Source organism: Streptacidiphilus sp. MAP12-16 (assembly GCF_041262165.1).
In the GTDB taxonomy this organism is placed as follows: Bacteria; Actinomycetota; Actinomycetes; order Streptomycetales; family Streptomycetaceae; genus Streptacidiphilus.
The window spans coordinates 144,098-160,357 of record NZ_JBGCBY010000003.1 but is presented as its reverse complement, the minus strand read 5'-3'; the positions used below and the strand labels follow the sequence as shown (position 1 = coordinate 160,357).

Genomic DNA, 16,260 nt, shown 5'->3' with positions numbered 1-16,260 from the left:
CATAGCCAGGGCGCAGCCCCCGCGCGCGATTTTGAGCCATCGTCACAAAGGTTCATTTGGCCGCACAGTCCCTGGACCTGGCAAGACGTCTTGCCCAGTAAGGTCCGATTTCACTCAATTGGTCGATACAGCGCACGAGCGCCTGCGGTGGCCGAGAATCGCGGGCCGGACCGGAGGCGCCGCTCAGGGCTGCAGCCGCTCAACCGTCCAGCCCGACGCCGCGGCCTGGTCCCTGCGGTACCGCAGCCGGTCGTGCAGCCGATTGTCCTGACCCTGCCAGAACTCCACGCTGTCCGGGGTGACCCGGTAACCGCCCCAGAACGGCGGCACGGGAACGCCCGCGCCCTCCGGGTATCGCGCGGCCAGCTCCGCATAGCGCCGTTCGAGGTCGGCCCGCGACCCCACCGGCCGGGACTGCTCGCTGGCCCACGCACCCAGCTGCGACCCGTGCGGGCGGCTGCGGAAGTAGGCGGCGGTCTCGTCCCTGCCGATCCGCTCGGCCCGGCCGGTGACGATCACCTGACGGGACAGCGGATGCCAGGGGAACAGCAGCGCCAGCCGGGGGTTCGCGTCCAGCTCGGCGCCCTTGCGCGAGCCGTAGTTGGTGAAGAACACAAAGCCCAGCTGGTCGTACGCCTTGAGCAGGACGGTCCGTGCGCTCGGCTGGCCCTCGGCGTCCACGGTGGAGACGACCATGGCGTTGGGCTCGTCGATCCCGGACTTGGCGACGTCGTTGAACCAGCGGTCGAACTGTTCCATAGGTTCCGGCGCGACCTCGGACTCGTTGAGGCCGGCCTCGCTGTAGTGGCGGCGCATCGCCGCCAGCTCGGACGCGGGGGTGTCGGGGTGGGCGTGTTCCGGAAGCTGCACGCCCACATCATCCATCACCCGCCGTGTGGTTCTCATCACCCGGCTTCTCGTCACCTGTACGAAATCTCGACGTCAAGAGATAGGGTGTCGGGGCGCCGGACGGCCGAGTCGTCCAGCCCCACTCCACCAAGAAGGGGCCTGGATTTCCCTGCCACCACGAGGTGATTCCCGCTTCCGTGCGGGGCATCACCGTCGTGGACCCTGGCGCAATGCACCCCGTGCCTGCCACCCTGACACTGCGTGCCACACGCCCACAGCTGAACCGACCGCGCGACCGCGCGGACAAAACACCCGACGACTTGGCCACACCACAGTCACCGACGTCGACCAGAGGAGCCGCCTGATGTCCGATTTCGTACCCGGACTCGAGGGAGTCGTAGCGTTCGAGACGGAGATCGCCGAACCGGACAAGGAAGGCGGCTCGCTCCGCTACCGCGGCGTCGACATCGAGGAGCTCGTCGGCCACGTCTCCTTCGGCAACACTTGGGGCCTGCTGGTCGACGGCAAGTTCAACCCGGGACTGCCCGCCGCCGAGCCCTTCCCGCTGCCGATCCACTCCGGTGACATCCGCGTCGACGTGCAGTCCGCGCTCGCCATGCTCGCCCCGGCCTGGGGCCTCAAACCGCTGCTCGACATCACCCCCGAGCAGGCCCGCGACGACCTCGCCCGCGCGGCGGTGATGGCCCTCTCCTACGTGGCCCAGTCCGCGCGCGGCCAGGGCCTGCCGATGGTCCCGCAGAGCGAGATCGACAAGGCCGAGACCATCGTCGAGCGCTTCATGATCCGCTGGCGCGGCGAGCCCGACCCCAAGCACGTCAAGGCCATCGACGCCTACTGGACCTCGGCCGCCGAGCACGGCATGAACGCCTCCACCTTCACCGCCCGCGTCATCGCCTCCACCGGCGCGGACGTCGCGGCGGCGCTGTCCGGCGCGGTCGGCGCGATGTCCGGCCCGCTGCACGGCGGCGCGCCCTCGCGCGTCCTCGGCATGATCGAGGAGATCGAGCGCACCGGCGACGCGACGGCGTACGTCAAGCAGGCCCTGGACAAGGGCGAGCGCCTGATGGGCTTCGGCCACCGCGTCTACCGCGCCGAGGACCCCCGCGCCCGCGTGCTCCGCCGCACCGCGATGGAGCTGGCAGCGCCCCGCTACGAGGTCGCAGCGGCGCTGGAGAAGGCCGCGCTGGAGGAGCTGCACACCCGCCGCCCCGACCGCGTCCTGGCCACGAACGTGGAGTTCTGGGCCGCGATCGTGCTCGACTTCGCCGAGGTTCCGGCGCACATGTTCACCTCGATGTTCACCTGCGCCCGTACGGCGGGCTGGAGCGCGCACATCCTGGAGCAGATGCGGACCGGCCGCCTGGTGCGCCCGGCCGCGCGGTACATCGGGCCGGGGACGCGCAGCCCCCGCGACGTCGAAGGCTTCGACGACATCGCCCGCTGAGCGGTGCCCTAGGCAGACGAGCAACCCCGTTACTACCCGGGGGCGCGAGGCTTCTCTTCTCGCAGAGGGCAACCCGTTACTACCCAGGGGCGCGGGGAACTGCGCGACCATCCCTCTACGGAGGTGCATGGTTGGCAGCGCCGTTCCCCGCGCCCCTGGGTTGTGCATGGCTGATCAAGTGCGACGCATGGGCGGTCACTCCTTTGTGTCTCATTGGACGGACCAGCCGCAGGCGGGAGGGACGCAGCCGCTAGGCTGCGTCCGTGGCTGAGATCCAGATCCCCGCTGACATCAGGCCCGCTGACGGCCGTTTCGGCGCAGGTCCGTCCAAGGTTCGCCCCGAGGCGCTCAGCGCCCTCGCCGCGACCGGTAGCTCCCTGCTCGGCACCTCCCACCGCCAGGCCCCGGTGAAGAACCTGGTTCGGCGCGTGCGCGAGGGCGTGAGCAGCCTCTTCTCCCTGCCCGAGGGCTATGAGGTGGTGCTCGGCAACGGCGGCTCCACCGCCTTCTGGGACATCGCCGCCTTCGGCCTGGTGCGGGAGAAGTCCCAGCACCTGAACTTCGGCGAATTCTCGTCCAAGTTCGCGGCCTCCACCAAGGCCGCCCCCTGGCTGGCGGACCCGTCCGTGATCAAGTCCGCCCCCGGGACCCACCCCGTGCCCGTCGCCGAGGCCGGCGTCGACGTGTACGCGCTGACGCACAACGAGACCTCCACCGGTGTCGCCATGCCGATCAAGCGCGTGACCGGGGCTGACGAGGGGTCGCTGGTACTGGTGGACGCGACCTCCGGCGCGGGCGGCCTGCCCGTCGACGTCACCGAGACCGACGTCTACTACTTCGCCCCGCAGAAGTGCTTCGCCTCCGACGGCGGCCTGTGGATCGGTGTGTTCTCGCCCGCCGCGCTGGCACGTGCGGCGGAGATCGCGGCGTCCGGGCGCTACATCCCGACCTTCTTCGACCTGCCGACGGCCATCGACAACTCGTCGAAGGACCAGACGTACAACACCCCTGCGCTGGCCACGCTCTTCCTGCTGAACGAGCAGTTGGAGTGGCTGAACGGCAACGGCGGTCTGCCGTGGTCGGTGGCGCGGACGGCGGACTCCTCCTCGCGGCTCTACGCCTGGGCCGAGAAGTCCTCGTACGCGACCCCGTTCGTCGCCGAGCCGGCCGAGCGCTCGCAGGTCATCGGCACCATCGACTTCGACGAGTCGATTGACGCCGCGGCCGTCGCCAAGACGCTCCGCGCCAACGGCATCGTGGACACCGAGCCCTACCGCAAGCTCGGCCGCAACCAGCTGCGCGTGGCGATGTTCCCGTCCATCGACCCGGCGGACGTCGAGGCGCTGACGGCGTGCATCGACTACGTCATCGAGAAACTCTGAACCGCGAGGCTTCGAGCTGCGCTGGGACATGACCGAAGGGGCATGACTGAGGGGCCGTCCGGTCGCACCGGACGGCCCCTCAGTCATGCCGGCTTCAGCGAACCAGCGCGCCGATGACGACAGCGAGCAGCAGCAGTGCCAGCGCGGCGCTGACGATCCGGGTACGGGTCTTGGGGTCCACGGTCTACAGACTATCCGCCGCCCGCGTCGAGCCGCGCACGAGGAGGGTCGTGGGCAGCGGAGCGGGGGCGGACGGGGTGCGGCCGGCCACCAGTTCCGCCAGCAGGCCCACCCCGGCGCTGCCGAGGTGCTCCCCTGGCAGGTCCACGGTGGTGAGTGCGGGAGCGAGCAGCGAGGCGGCGAGGATGTTGTCGATGCCGACGACGGAGAGGTCGTCAGGGATGCGCAGGCCCAGGTCCGCTGCCGCGTGGTAGAGCCCGGCGGCGACCACGTCGTCGTCGCAGACCACCGCTTGCGGAGGGACGTCGGCCAGCAGCCGGTGGGCGGCGGCGCGGGCCGCCTCCAGGCCGCCGTTGATCGAGACGCCGACCTCCAGCACCTCCAGACTGCGCGCGGCCTGCTCGAAACCCGCCTGGCGGGAGCGGAAGGTGTAGGCCGAGTCCGTGGAGCGAAGATGCCCGATCCGGCGGTGCCCGAGCTCGCGCAGGTGGCTCACTGCAGAGGCCATGCCGCCCGAGACATCCAGCTCCAGGGTGCGGCGCAGGGGGGATCCGGCCACCAGCGCCGGGTCGGCGTCCAGGAAGACCACGGGCGTGGACGCGGGCAGCTCGCCGAGTTGGCTGTCGTCCGGGGAGCACAGCAGCAGGCCGTCGAACTGGCGTGAGTTGCAGGCGCGGGCGAGGGCGTCGCCGTCCCAGCCCGAACTGAAGACGACGGCGAGGCCGAGCTCGGTCGCGGCACTCTGCGCGCCGTCGAGGACCCGGGCGAAGAAGGGACCGAGGATGTTGGGGACGGCGAGGTGAACCAGACCGGTACGGCCGAGGCGGAGCTGGCGTCCGGCCGCCTGCGGCTGGTAACCGAGCTGCCGGGCCGCCTCCCTGACCCGGTCGCGGGTGGCGCTGGAGACCCGGGCGCGGGCGGTGTCACTGCCCGAGAAGACCAGGGAGACCGTCGCCTGCGAGACTCCGGCGAGGCGCGCGACATCACGCCCGGTGGGGCGGTCCACCGCTCAGGCGGTCCGGTCCGCGCGCACCGCGTCGTCCAAGGCGTCCTCGGCGGCGGTCTGCGCCGCGATGCGCTGCTTCATGCCGCCCCCGGGCCTGGCCTTGCGCTGCTCGATGCCCGAGCTGATCTGCGCGGACATCTCGTCGCGCTGACGGCTCAGCAGGACGTAGCTGAGCGGCGCGGACACGATCCCGGCGAGGATCAGCAGCAGGAAGACCCCGGACACGCCGGCGGTGGTCGGGAGCACGCCGAGGTCGGCGAGCACCAGGGCGACCACGAAGCAGGCGCCGAAGAGGCTGAACCGCATGGACGTGTAGCGGAGGGTGGCGTGTGACTTGCTGCTCACGGCGCGGTCTTCTCTTTCCCGAGCGAGTCCGGACGACCCGTCCAGTACAGCACGGTGCGGGGGCGGATCTTCAACGAGGTCGGCCGGAGCCGACCCGCATGTCTGCAAACCGGGCGAATAGACGACAATCAGGTGATGATCGGATCGCCTGGTCCGTACGACGGAGGGACGCCTGTGGACGCCGACGAGGCCGAAAGCACCGCCCTCGCCTCTCCTGCCGCCCCCGCCGCCGGATCGACCACCCTCTACCGGGCCGGCCCCCGCCGCGTCCGCCGCTTCCACCGACGGCTGCTGGCCGTGCTCGCGCTGCTGGTGGCCGCGGTCCTGGCCGGCATCGCCTGGCTGGTGTACCAGGGGACGCAGGGTCCGCTGAAGGTCCCCGCCCAGTACGCCTCCGTCGTGAGCAGCGCGGCGAGCACCTGCGGCCAGGTGACGGTGGCACTGCTCGCGGCGCAGCTCGACGCGGAGAGCGGCTGGAACCCGCAGGCCGACTCGGGACACGCCCAGGGCATCGCCCAGTTCACGCCCGCGACCTGGTCGGAGTGGGGCGGTGACTACGACCACAGCGGCAGCTCGTCGGTGTGGGACCCGGGCGACGCGATACCGGCCCAGGCGAAGTACATGTGCTCCCTCTTCAAGCAGACCGCGAACGTCCCGGGCGACGCCACCGCCAACGCGCTCGCCGCGTACAACGCGGGACCGACGGCGGTGATCAACGCCGGGGGCGTGCCCAACTTCCCCGAGACACAGGCCTATGTGAGCCGGATCGAGAAGCAGCTGGAGCCGCGGTACCAGCAGGGTCTGAACCAGTCCGGGTAACGACCCGGGGAGCGACAGGGCTCCGGTCAGCGGCGGGTCAGCGCAGGTCGAGCCACATCGTCACGTCGTCGTACTCCTCGCCCGGCGCGACCCGGATCGCGCCGGGCACCCGGCCGACCTCCTTGTAGCCGCTGCGGCCGTAGAAGGTCTCCAGGCTGCGGCCGCCGCGGAGGGTCAGCTTGAGCCCGGACAGACCCCACTCGCGCGCCGTCCGCTCGGCCTCGGCGAGCAGCTCGGCCCCGTACCCCTTGCCCTGGCAGCCCGGGTGCACCATGACCCGCTTGAGCAGCTGCCAGTGGTCCATCAACACGAAGCGCTGGTCCTCGAAGAACAGGCAGGCCACCAGCCGTCCGTCGGCGTCGTCGCGGGCCACCATCAACCGGTCCGGCCCCTCGGTCACCCCCGCGAACTGCTTGTCGGCGGTGGGGCGTACCCGCTCGGCGGTGACGGGAGGGACGAAGCCGACGGCGCCGCCCGCGTTGCTGACGTCCGTCCAGAGGTCGACGAGCTCGGCGCGGAGCTCGGGAGTGAGCTCTGGGTCCAGAGTGAAGAGAAGGGCCATGGTCACCGACCATAGCCCGTCTCTCCGACAACCTGTTCGGGTGATCAGAAACGCATCAGCTGCGGGGTCTCGCGGCGGTCGGCGACGGGACCGTCGTACTCGCGGATGATCTCGTAGCGGGTGTTCCGCTCGACCGGGCGGAAGCCCGCGTCGCGGATCAGGTCGAGCAGGTTCTCGCGGCTCAGCTTGTTGGGAGTGCCGAAGCCGTCCGCGTCGTGCGTGATCTTGTATTCGACGACCGAGCCGTCCATGTCGTCCGCGCCGTGGTTGAGCATCAGCTGCGCGCCGTCCAGGCCGTGCATCACCCAGAAGACCTTGACGTGCGGCACGTTGTCGAACAGCAGCCGGGACACGGCGAAGGTCTTGATCATGTCCGCGCCGGTGGCCATGGTCGTACGGGCCTGCAGCCGGTTGCGGACGATGCCGTCCTTGGAGTCGTGGAAGTCGTGCTGGTAGCGCAGCGGGATGAAGACCTGGAAACCGCCGGTCTCGTCCTGGAGCTCGCGCAGCCGCAGCACGTGGTCCACCCGGTGCCTGGGCTCCTCGATGTGCCCGTACAGCATGGTCGACGGGGTCTTCAGACCCTTGGAGTGGGCCAGCCGGTGAATCCGCGACCAGTCCTCCCAGTGGGTGTCGTGGTCGACGATGTGCTGGCGCACCTCCCAGTCGAAGATCTCCGCGCCGCCGCCGGTCAGCGACTCCAGGCCGGCGTCGATCAGCTCGTCCAGGATCTCGCTCGCGGACAGGCCGGAGATCTTCTCGAACCAGTGGATCTCGGTGGCGGTGAAGCACTTCAGCGCGACGTCGGGCAGTGCCGCCTTCAACTCCCGCAGCGAGCGGGGGTAGTAGCGCCAGGGCAGGGTCGGGTGCAGGCCGTTCACGATGTGCAGCTCGGTGAGCTGGTCGTTCTCCATCGCCTTGGCCAGCCGGACGGCCTCCTCGATGCGCATCGTGTACGCGTCCTTCTCGCCCGGCTTGCGCTGGAACGAGCAGTACGCACAGGACGCGTTGCACACGTTGGTCATGTTGAGGTGGCGGTTGACGTTGAAGTGGACGACGTCGCCGTTCTTCTGCGTCCGCACCCAGTGCGCGAGGCCGCCGAGCCAGGCCAGGTCGTCGGTCTCGTACAGGGCGATGCCGTCCTCGCGGGACAGCCGTTCCCCGGCGTAGACCTTCGCCTCCAGCTCCCGCTTGAGTCCTGCGTCCATCCGCCTCAGCCCTTCCACTACCAGCTTCACGACAACCTGACCGAGCCTACGCCCTCCCTCCGGGGCGCTACGCGCCGCAGCTCACATCCGGAGCAGTTCCGCCAGCAGCGACGGGTCCACGTTCCCCCCGCTGACCACCGCCGCGACGCTGCGCCCGTCGAACTCGTCGCCGTGGTGCAGGTAGGCCGCCAGGGTGACGGCGCCCGAGGGTTCGGCGACCAGCCGCCCGCGCCGGGCCAGCACCGCCACGGCCGAACGGATCTCGTCCTCGCTGACGGTGATGATGTCGTCCACGAACGCCTGGACGTGCTCCCAGGGCAGCACGCCGAGCGAGTTGGTGCGCAGCCCGTCCGCGATGGTGCGGTGCGTCGCCTCGAACGGCCACACCTTGCGCTCGCCGCTACGGAAGCTCTCCGCGGCGTCGCCCGCCAGCTCCGGCTCGACGCCGACGACCCGCACGCCCGGCAGGGTCAACTTGAGCGCGGCGGCGGTACCGCTGATCAGGCCGCCCCCGCTGACCGGCACCAGGACCGTACGCAGGTCCAGGTCCAGCGCGGTCGCGTCCTCGGCGATCTCCAGGCCGACGGTGCCCTGCCCGGCGATGATCCAGGGGTCGTCGTACGGGGGTACCCAGACGTAGCCGTGCTCGGCGGCCAGGTCGGCGGGGGTGGTGTCGCGCTCGTGCATGGGGACGAGGATGACCTCGGCGCCGAAGGAACGGGTGTTGTCGACCTTCACCGCCGGGGAGGTGTCCGGCATCACGATGACGGCCCGGATGCCCAGCCGCTGGGCGGCGTACGCGATGGCCTGGGCGTGGTTGCCGCTGGACTGCGCGACGACGCCCCGCGCCCGCTCCTCGTCCGTCAGCACGGAGAGCCGGTTGTAGGCGCCCCGGATCTTGAAGGAACCGGTCGGCTGCAGGCTCTCCGGCTTCACATGCAGCGTCTTGTGGCCCTCCCGTCGCCCACCACCACCCTTGCCGGAGACGCTTCGCGTCGCCCCTCCGGTCTCCGCCCAGGGGCAGGGCATCAGCGGCGTCCGTACCGCCACGCCCGCGATGCGCTTCTGCGCGTCCCGCAGCTCGTCCAGGGTCACCAGGGTCACAGCGGCTACACCTTCCGGTCGGTCAGAGCGTCCGTCTCGGGCAACTCCGTCGCCCGGTTCTCCCACTTGGTGGAGAGCACCACCGTCGTCCGGGTCCGGGCCACGCCCTTGGTTCCGGACAGCCGCTTCACGATCGACTCCAGGCCGTCCACATCGGGCATCCGGACCTTCAGCATGTACGAGTCGTCGCCGGCGATGAACCAGCAGTCCTCGACCTCGGTGAGATCCCGCAGCCGGTGCGCGACGTCCTCGTGGTCGGCGGCGTCGGACAACTGAAGGCCGATCAGCGCGGTCACCCCCAGGCCCAGCGAGGCCGGGTTGACCGTGGCCCGGTAGCCGGTGATGATGCCCGCCTGTTCCAGGCGGTTGATGCGGTCGGTGACGCTAGGGCCGGACAGGCCCACGAGCCGTCCCAGCTCGGCGTAGGAGGCGCGGCCGTTCTCGCGCAGCGCCTGGATGAGCTGTCTGTCCACCGCGTCCATGCTGGAAACCCGCGCCTTCCGATCGTTGGGCAACTCGCCGAGATTATCCGGAATCGAAGAGTCCCGCCCCGTCGACCCTGACATCCCAACGACAATACCCCGTCGGAGTGAGCTGCCTCACTCGCTCCCCTCGCCCCGGCCGCCTCCGCCGAGCTCGCCGGACCAGCGCCGGTACAGATCATGGGTGACTCCGGCCGCGTCCAGCACCCGTCCGGCGACGAAGTCCACCAGTTGCTGCGCGCTGTCCAGGCCCGCGTAGAAGCCCGGCGAAGCGGGCAGCACCACGGCTCCGGCGTCGTCGAGCGCGACCAGCTGACGCAGCGTCTGCCCGGTCAGCGGGGTCTCCCGGACGCAGACCACGAGCCGGCGGCGCTCCTTGAGCGTCACACTCGCGGCGCGTTGCAGCAGGTCCTTGGACAGGCCGAGGGCGATCCCCGCCACCGCGGCCGTGCTGCAGGGGACGACCAGCATCCCCTTGGCGGGGTACGAGCCGCTGGACGGACCGGCCGCGAGATCCCCCGCCGACCAGTACCGCACCTCGTCCAGCGGCTCCACATCGGGCTTACCGGCATCGAGGGGCAGCTCCAGCCACTCGCGGAGGTCGTCGCGCCAGTGCGCGTCCCGGAACGCGATCCCGGTCTCGTCCAGGATGGTCAGCCGCGCCGCCCGGCTCACCACCAGGTCCACGGCCTCGCCCGCGGCGAGCAGGCCGCGGAGCACCGCCGCCGCGTACGGCGTCCCCGACGCCCCGGACACGCCGAGCACCCACGGCCGCCGTACTCCCGATCCTTCGTCCACCCCTCCGACCCTACCGGCGGCGCTCCCCAGGTCGTTAGCTGTCGATGAGCAGGCGCAGGCCGGTGCGGAGGCCGTGGGTGTGGTAGGAGGGGTGCGGTGGTCAGAAGCAGCGGAAGCCCCTGATATTCCGTCACGTTCGAGGGAATATCAGGGGCTTTGCGGATCCCCGGGAGGGTGTCAGACGCCCAGCCCGCGCAGCACCAGGTCGAGCAGCGCGAAGGCGAACAGCGAGACTCCGACGAAACTGTTGAGCTGGAAGAACGCCCGGTTGAGCCGGGACAGGTCGCCGGGCTTGACGATCGAGTGCTCGTAGAGGAAGGCGCAGCAGACGACGACCAGGCCCAGCCAGAAGGCCCAGCCCGCGTCGGTGAGCACCGCGTACCAGCCGAGCAGCAGCACCGTCACCGTGTGCGCGGCGCGCGCGCCGTACAGGGCTCCGTTGATGCCGAAGCGCGCGGGGACGGAGCGCACGCCGTCGGCACGGTCGGCGGCGACGTCCTGGCAGGCGTAGATCAGGTCGAAGCCGCCGATCCACACGCCCACGGCCAGGCCGAGCACCACCGCGTCCCAGGACCAGGTTCCGGTCACCGCCAGCCAGGCGCCGATCGGGCCCATGGCCTGGGCGATGCCGAGGATGGCCTGCGGGAAGTCGGTGAACCGCTTGCCGTACGGGTAGACCACCATCGGGATCACCGCGACCGGCGCCAGTGCCAGGCACAGCGGGTTGAGCAGCGCGGCCGCGGCCAGGAAGACCACCAGGGCGACGGCGGAGCCCGCGTACGCCGTGCGCAGCGACACCGCGCCGGTGACCAGTTCGCGCCCTGCCGTGCGCGGGTTGCGGGCGTCGATCTCGCGGTCGATGATCCGGTTGGCGGCCATGGCGAAGGTCCGCAGACCGACCATGGCGAGCGTCACCAGCAGCAGCTCCAGCCAGTGGACGTGCCCGTTGTCGAGGAACATCGCCGTCAGCGCCGCGGTGTAGGCGAAGGGCAGCGCGAAGACCGAGTGCTCGATCATCACGAGCCTCAGGAACGCCTTGGTTCTCCCGGGTGCCGGTGTGGCGATGGCAGCCGTTGTCACAGTCCGTACTCCTTCCAGCGGCGGGTGACGGTCGCGGCGGTCGACGGGTCGGACTCGACCATCTCGGGCCAGCCGCCGTCCCGGGTGTACCCCTCCTCGGGGAGCTTACGGGTCGCGTCGATCCCGGCCTTGCCGCCCCAGAACTGCTGGTACGAGGCGTGGTCGAGATGGTCGACCGGGCCCTCCACCACGCTCAGGTCGCGGCTGTAGTCGACGTTGCCGAGCGCCCGCCAGGCGACCTCCTGGTAGTCGTGGACGTCGCAGTCCGCGTCCACCACGATGATCAGCTTGGTCAGCGACATCATGTGCGCACCCCAGATGGCGTGCATGACCTTCTGCGCGTGCTTGGGGTACTTCTTGTCGATGGAGACGATCACGCAGTTGTGGAAGCCCCCGGCCTCGGGCAGGTCGTAGTCGACGATCTCCGGGACGATGATCTTCAGCAGCGGCAGGAAGAAGCGCTCGGTGAACTTGCCGAGCGGGCCGTCCTCCGTCGGCGGGCGCCCCACCACGATCGACTGCAACAGCGGGCGCCGACGCATCGTCACACAGTCGATCGTCAGCGCCGGGAACGGCTCCTGCGGAGTGTAGAAGCCGGTGTGGTCCCCGAACGGGCCCTCCGGCAGCATCTTCCCCGGCTCCAGCCAGCCTTCGAGCACCACCTCGGCATCGGCCGGGACCTGCAACGGGACGGTCCGGCAGTCCACCATCCGCACCCGCTCCCCGGCGACGAAGCCGGCGAACAGGTACTCGTCGATGTCCCCGGGCAGCGGCGCGGTGGCCGCGTACGTCACCGCCGGCGGGCAGCCGAAGGCGATGGCGACCGGCAGCCGCTCGCCGCGCCTCGCGGCGACGGCGTAGTGGTTGCGGCTGTCCTTGTGGATCTGCCAGTGCATCCCGATGGTGCGCCGGTCGTGCCGCTGCAGCCGGTACAGCCCCAGGTTCCTGATCCCGGAGTCCGGGTCCCTGGTGTGGGTCAGCCCCAGGTTGAAGAAGGAGCCGCCGTCCTGGGGCCAGGTGAACAGCGCGGGCAGCTGGTCCAGGTCCACCTGGTCACCCGTCAGCACGACCTCCTGCACCGGGGCGTCACCGGCCTTCACCTTCTTCGGCGGCACGTGCGTCATCCCGGCCAGTTTGCCGAACGCCTCCCGCACGCCGGTGAAGCCGTGCGGCAGTTCCGGCTTCAGCAGCCCGCTGATCTTCTCGGCGATCTCCTCGGCGCCCTTGAGCCCGAGCGCCTTCGCGAGGCGGCGTTCGGTGCCGAAGACGTTCATCGCCAGCGGCATCGACGCGCCCTTGACGTTCTCGAAGAGCAGCGCGGGGCCCTTGGCCTTCTGCACCCGGTCGACGATCTCCCCGATCTCCAGGTACGGGTCCACCTCCACCTTGATTCGCTTGAGGTCGCCCTCACGCTCCAGAGCCCGAAGAAAGGACCGAAGATCGTCGTATGCCATACGTGCCAGTATCCGCCACGGGTTAGGCTGCCCTCGACGCACACCGCCGCGATCCGCCCCGGGTATCTCCCGGACCTGTGCCGAACCTGTGCCGTCCATCTCCCGGCTACGTACAGAACGTACGCCGTACCCCCGCGTAGACCCGTCGTTCCGACCGTTTACGGCTTCCATACGCGCCCCGAGACTGACCGTATGACCGCCGCCCCCACAGAGATATCCGCGTACGGCGACCACGTTCTCGCCGTCGAACCCACCGGCGCAGAACCCGTCCCCGACGATGCCCGGCACGGCCGTCCGCTCAGCCTGCTGTGGACCTGGACCTCCCCCAACATGGAGTTCGCCACCGTCTTCATCGGCGTGCTCGCCGTCGGCATCTTCGGCCTGGGCTTCTGGCAGGCCGTCCTCGCCATCGTCCTGGGCACCGGCCTCGGCGCCGTCGCCCACGCCTTCCTCGGCCTCAGCGGGCCGCGCTTCGGCGTGCCGCAGATGGTCGCCGGGCGCTCCGCCTTCGGCTACTGGGGCAACGCCCTGCCGGCCGGACTCAACGCGCTGACGGCCGGCATCGGCTGGTTCGCCGTCAACAGTGTCAGCGCCGCGTACGCGCTGAACACGCTCCTCGGCTGGCCGGTGCTGCTCTGCCTGTTCATCGTGGTGATCCTGCAGGTCGCCATCGCCTTCTACGGCCACAACTTCATCCACAGCGCCGAGAAGTACACCTTTCCGGTGCTGACCGTGGTCTTCCTGGTCGCCGCCGCCGTCATCCTGAGCAAGTCGCACATCGGCACGGCCACCGGCTCGAAGGCCTTCCCCGGCGCGTTCCTGCTCACCGCCGGTGCCGCCTTCGGCTACGCCGCCGGGTGGACCCCGTACGGTTCTGACTACACCCGCTACCTCCCGCGCACCGCGCCCAAGTGGGCCGTCGCGCTCTGGCCGGGCCTGGGCGTCCTCGTCTCCTGCGTCTTCCTGGAGATCGTCGGCGCGGCCTCCGCCACCGTGCTGATCCCGGCGAAGGTCGCCGCCAACCTCTCCCTCACCGCCGCCTTCACCTACTCGCTCCCCGGCTGGCTCGCCAACCTGACCCTGCTCGCCATCGCTGTCGGCGGGATCGCGGCGAACGCGCTGAACATCTACTCGGGCTCGCTCTCCTTCATCGCCATGGGCATCAAGCTCCCGGCGGCGGTACGACGTGCCACCGTCTCGCTGGTCTTCGGCGTCGCGGGGACGCTCGTCGCCTGGGGCGGCCTGAGCGACTCCGCGACCAAGTACACGGACTTCCTGCTCGTCATCACCTACTGGATCGGCCCCTGGCTCGCGGTCGTCTTCACCGACCGCTACCTGCGCCGCAACGAGTCGGACGCACAGCTCGCCGCGCTGCTGAGCGACCCGTCGCACCGCAACTGGGCCGCGCCGATCGCCATGGCGGCGGGCACCGGGCTCGGGGTGTGGCTGTTCTCCAACCAGACCGAGTACGTGGGTCTGATCGCCAAGCACGTCCCCGGCATCGGCGACATCGCCTTCGCGGCGGGCTTCGTCATCGCCGGGCTGCTGTACCTGGCGCTGCGTCTGGTCCCCGGCCTCGGCCCGGTCGGCGCAGGCGCCGTGCCCTCGGCGGAGCCGGAGCCGGAGCCCGCCGGGGCCTGACTCCGACAACCCACCGCCCGCTGCCCGCTGCCCACCGCCTGCTGCCTGCTGCCTGCTGCCTGCCGCGGCCTACTGCGCGGCGCGCAGCAGGCGGTGGGCGCAGCAGGCGAGCAGGAGTTCGGCGTGGCAGTCGGCCTCGCCGACCGGCAGGCCGAGCAGGGACTCGACCCGCTCCAGGCGCTGGTACAGGGACTGCCGTCCGACGTGCAGCAGAGCGGCGGTACGGGTCGGACTGCAGCCGTTGCGCAGGTGGACCTCCAGGGTGCGGACGAGGTCGCTGGGGTGCGCGGCCTCCCATTCCAGCAGCGGTCCGAGGGCGCGGCTGACCAGGTGCGCGAGCCGGTCGCGGGCGGCCGGGGTGAGCCCGTCGCCGGTCAACTGGCGTTCCAGGGCGAACGCGCGGGACGAGGTGACCAGCGGGCCGCCGGTGCCGGTGCAGCGGGCGGGCTCCGCCGTGGGCACGGTCAGGGCGAACCCCAGCGCCGTACGGGCCTCGCGCAGCGACTCGCCCCAGCGGCTCCACGCGGCGTCCGCCGGCGCGGCGGGCCCCAGCGCGACGACCGCGCCGGCGCCGGCGCCGTCCGGGCTCGCCTCCGTGAGCGCCGCCCCGGCCGCCCGTACCGCGTCACCGGCCCGGGCCGGAACGGCGAGCAGCGCCGTGACGATTCCCCCCGGAGCGGGTGCGCCGAGCAGTGGCGCACCCAGCTCGGCTGCGGCGCGGTCGAGGACGGTGAGCGCGGATGCGCCGGTCGCGGCGATGCCGACCAGCCACTGGGTCCGGTCGGGACAGAAGTCCAGTGCCCGGGCCCGGGTGAGCACGTCGGAGCGGCTGAGCACCGTCCCTTCGGCGAGTTCGACGAGCAGCGCTGCGGTGCGGCCGTCGCGGTCGGCGGCCGGGTGCGGACGGTTCGTCAGCGACTGGGTGACGATGGCGGTGTTGGCTGCCTCGGCGATCCGGATGAACGGGACGACGGCCCGCAGCGCGACCAGCGGCAGGCCACGGCGACGGCTCTCGTCCACCAGCTCGTAGGGCATCTCCGGCAGCGACCGGCCCAGCTCGACGGCGATCCCGGCGACGCCTCGTTCGGCGAGCTCGCGGACGTAGTGCCGGCGCGCCCCCGCGTCCGCACCGGCGAGGCCGAGGCCGGTGGTGAGCAGCAGTTCGCCGCCGGACAGCAGCGGGCCGATCTCGTAGATCTCGCTGGAGTGCACCCAGCGCACCGGCCGGTCGAGGCCCTTCCCGCCGCTGAGTATCTCGGGCGCGGCATCGCCCATAACGTCGAAGGAGAGGATCTCGCGGAGCGTGAGTGCGGCCATGGCGGCTCCCGGAGCGTAGAGGGCACTGTGGACATGGCGTCAGCCGTTGAGTGGGCTGGAGCGTACTTTCCGCACGTTGCCCCGGTGTTTCACGGCCGGGACAGTGGTGGCATGACAGAGAACTCAACGCTGCTGGCCGTCGCCGTGGCGGAGGCCAGGGCCGGGCTCGCCGAGGGCGGCATCCCGATCGGCGCCGCGCTGTTCGGCCCGGACGGCGAGCTGCTCGGCCGTGGCCACAACCGCCGGGTGCAGGACGGCGACCCGTCGATGCACGCGGAGACGGCGGCGTTCCGGAGCGCCGGTCGGCTGCGCGGCTACGGCCGGACCACGATGGTGACCACCCTCTCCCCCTGCTGGTACTGCTCGGGCCTGGTCCGGCAGTTCGGCATCGGCCGGGTCCTCGTCGGCGAGGCGGAGACCTTCCACGGCGGGCATGACTGGCTCGCGGACCACGGTGTCGAGATCGTCGTCCTGGACGACCCGGAGTGCAAGGCTCTGATGCGGGACTTCATCGCGGCGCGACCCGAGCTGTGGTTCGAGGACATCGGCGAGTGACCGCCGCAACGAC

General features: G+C 70.8%; 16 protein-coding genes. 5 read left to right on the top strand and 11 right to left on the bottom strand.

The window, feature by feature from the left end:
• Positions 1 to 183: 183 nt before the first annotated feature.
• The gene (gene pdxH / locus ABIA33_RS04650; protein WP_370077760.1) at positions 184 to 885 is read right to left on the bottom strand and encodes a pyridoxamine 5'-phosphate oxidase; all 702 of its coding nucleotides are present in this window, start codon (positions 883 to 885) and stop codon (positions 184 to 186) included.
• 328 nt (positions 886 to 1,213) lie between these two features.
• Between pdxH and ABIA33_RS04645 the strand changes: the two genes are divergently transcribed.
• Both ABIA33_RS04645 and serC read left to right on the top strand, forming a co-directional pair.
• A complete protein-coding gene (locus ABIA33_RS04645) occupies positions 1,214 to 2,314 on the top strand; it encodes a citrate synthase 2 (protein ID WP_370077213.1) in 1,101 nt (366 codons plus the stop codon).
• A gap of 263 nt (positions 2,315 to 2,577) precedes the next feature.
• Positions 2,578 to 3,696: a phosphoserine transaminase gene (gene serC, locus ABIA33_RS04640; protein ID WP_370077211.1), complete on the top strand. Its 1,119-nt coding sequence runs from the start codon at positions 2,578 to 2,580 to the stop codon at positions 3,694 to 3,696.
• A 184-nt stretch (positions 3,697 to 3,880) separates the two neighbouring features.
• Here the strand turns inward: serC and ABIA33_RS04635 are convergent, their stop codons facing one another.
• Together ABIA33_RS04635 and ABIA33_RS04630 are read right to left on the bottom strand one after the other, a co-directional pair.
• Positions 3,881 to 4,882, bottom strand: coding sequence for a LacI family DNA-binding transcriptional regulator (locus ABIA33_RS04635; protein ID WP_370077209.1), 1,002 nt, complete (start codon positions 4,880 to 4,882; stop codon positions 3,881 to 3,883).
• 3 nt (positions 4,883 to 4,885) lie between these two features.
• On the bottom strand, positions 4,886 to 5,227 hold the full coding sequence (locus ABIA33_RS04630; protein WP_370077207.1) for a DUF4229 domain-containing protein: 342 nt from the start codon (positions 5,225 to 5,227) through the stop codon (positions 4,886 to 4,888).
• 135 nt (positions 5,228 to 5,362) lie between these two features.
• On the opposite strand from ABIA33_RS04630, the gene ABIA33_RS04625 reads away from it, so the two are divergent.
• Positions 5,363 to 6,046, top strand: coding sequence for a transglycosylase SLT domain-containing protein (locus tag ABIA33_RS04625; RefSeq protein ID WP_370077205.1), 684 nt, complete (start codon positions 5,363 to 5,365; stop codon positions 6,044 to 6,046).
• Positions 6,047 to 6,083: 37 nt separating this feature from the next.
• On the opposite strand, the gene ABIA33_RS04620 is transcribed toward ABIA33_RS04625, so the two are convergent.
• The 7 genes from ABIA33_RS04620 to ABIA33_RS04590 all read right to left on the bottom strand — a co-directional run bounded on the left by ABIA33_RS04620 (position 6,084) and on the right by ABIA33_RS04590 (position 12,734).
• Positions 6,084 to 6,608, bottom strand: a complete 525-nt coding sequence (locus ABIA33_RS04620; protein WP_370077203.1) for an N-acetyltransferase family protein — start codon at positions 6,606 to 6,608, stop codon at positions 6,084 to 6,086.
• A gap of 44 nt (positions 6,609 to 6,652) precedes the next feature.
• Positions 6,653 to 7,816, bottom strand: coding sequence for an aminofutalosine synthase MqnE (gene mqnE, locus ABIA33_RS04615; RefSeq protein ID WP_370077201.1), 1,164 nt, complete (start codon positions 7,814 to 7,816; stop codon positions 6,653 to 6,655).
• 81 nt (positions 7,817 to 7,897) lie between these two features.
• Entirely contained in the window at positions 7,898 to 8,920 is a 1,023-nt protein-coding gene (locus ABIA33_RS04610; protein WP_370077199.1) for a threonine/serine dehydratase, read from the bottom strand.
• A gap of 5 nt (positions 8,921 to 8,925) precedes the next feature.
• Positions 8,926 to 9,402: an Lrp/AsnC family transcriptional regulator gene (locus tag ABIA33_RS04605; protein WP_370077758.1), complete on the bottom strand. Its 477-nt coding sequence runs from the start codon at positions 9,400 to 9,402 to the stop codon at positions 8,926 to 8,928.
• 117 nt (positions 9,403 to 9,519) lie between these two features.
• Entirely contained in the window at positions 9,520 to 10,200 is a 681-nt protein-coding gene (locus tag ABIA33_RS04600) for a UbiX family flavin prenyltransferase (protein WP_370077197.1), read from the bottom strand.
• A 177-nt stretch (positions 10,201 to 10,377) separates the two neighbouring features.
• On the bottom strand, positions 10,378 to 11,280 hold the full coding sequence (gene mqnP, locus ABIA33_RS04595) for a menaquinone biosynthesis prenyltransferase MqnP (protein WP_370077195.1): 903 nt from the start codon (positions 11,278 to 11,280) through the stop codon (positions 10,378 to 10,380).
• The gene (locus ABIA33_RS04590; protein ID WP_370077193.1) at positions 11,277 to 12,734 is read right to left on the bottom strand and encodes a menaquinone biosynthesis decarboxylase; all 1,458 of its coding nucleotides are present in this window, start codon (positions 12,732 to 12,734) and stop codon (positions 11,277 to 11,279) included. Before ABIA33_RS04590 ends, mqnP begins: the two co-directional genes overlap by 4 nt.
• 192 nt (positions 12,735 to 12,926) lie before the next feature.
• On the opposite strand from ABIA33_RS04590, the gene ABIA33_RS04585 reads away from it, so the two are divergent.
• Positions 12,927 to 14,375 (top strand): cytosine permease, encoded by a 1,449-nt coding sequence (locus ABIA33_RS04585; protein ID WP_370077191.1) that lies wholly within the window; start codon positions 12,927 to 12,929, stop codon positions 14,373 to 14,375.
• A 69-nt stretch (positions 14,376 to 14,444) separates the two neighbouring features.
• Here ABIA33_RS04585 and ABIA33_RS04580 read toward each other — a convergent pair whose 3' ends face one another.
• Positions 14,445 to 15,692 (bottom strand): PucR family transcriptional regulator, encoded by a 1,248-nt coding sequence (locus ABIA33_RS04580; RefSeq protein WP_370077189.1) that lies wholly within the window; start codon positions 15,690 to 15,692, stop codon positions 14,445 to 14,447.
• A gap of 111 nt (positions 15,693 to 15,803) precedes the next feature.
• On the opposite strand from ABIA33_RS04580, the gene ABIA33_RS04575 reads away from it, so the two are divergent.
• A complete protein-coding gene (locus tag ABIA33_RS04575) occupies positions 15,804 to 16,247 on the top strand; it encodes a nucleoside deaminase (protein WP_370077186.1) in 444 nt (147 codons plus the stop codon).
• Positions 16,248 to 16,260: the final 13 nt, after the last annotated feature.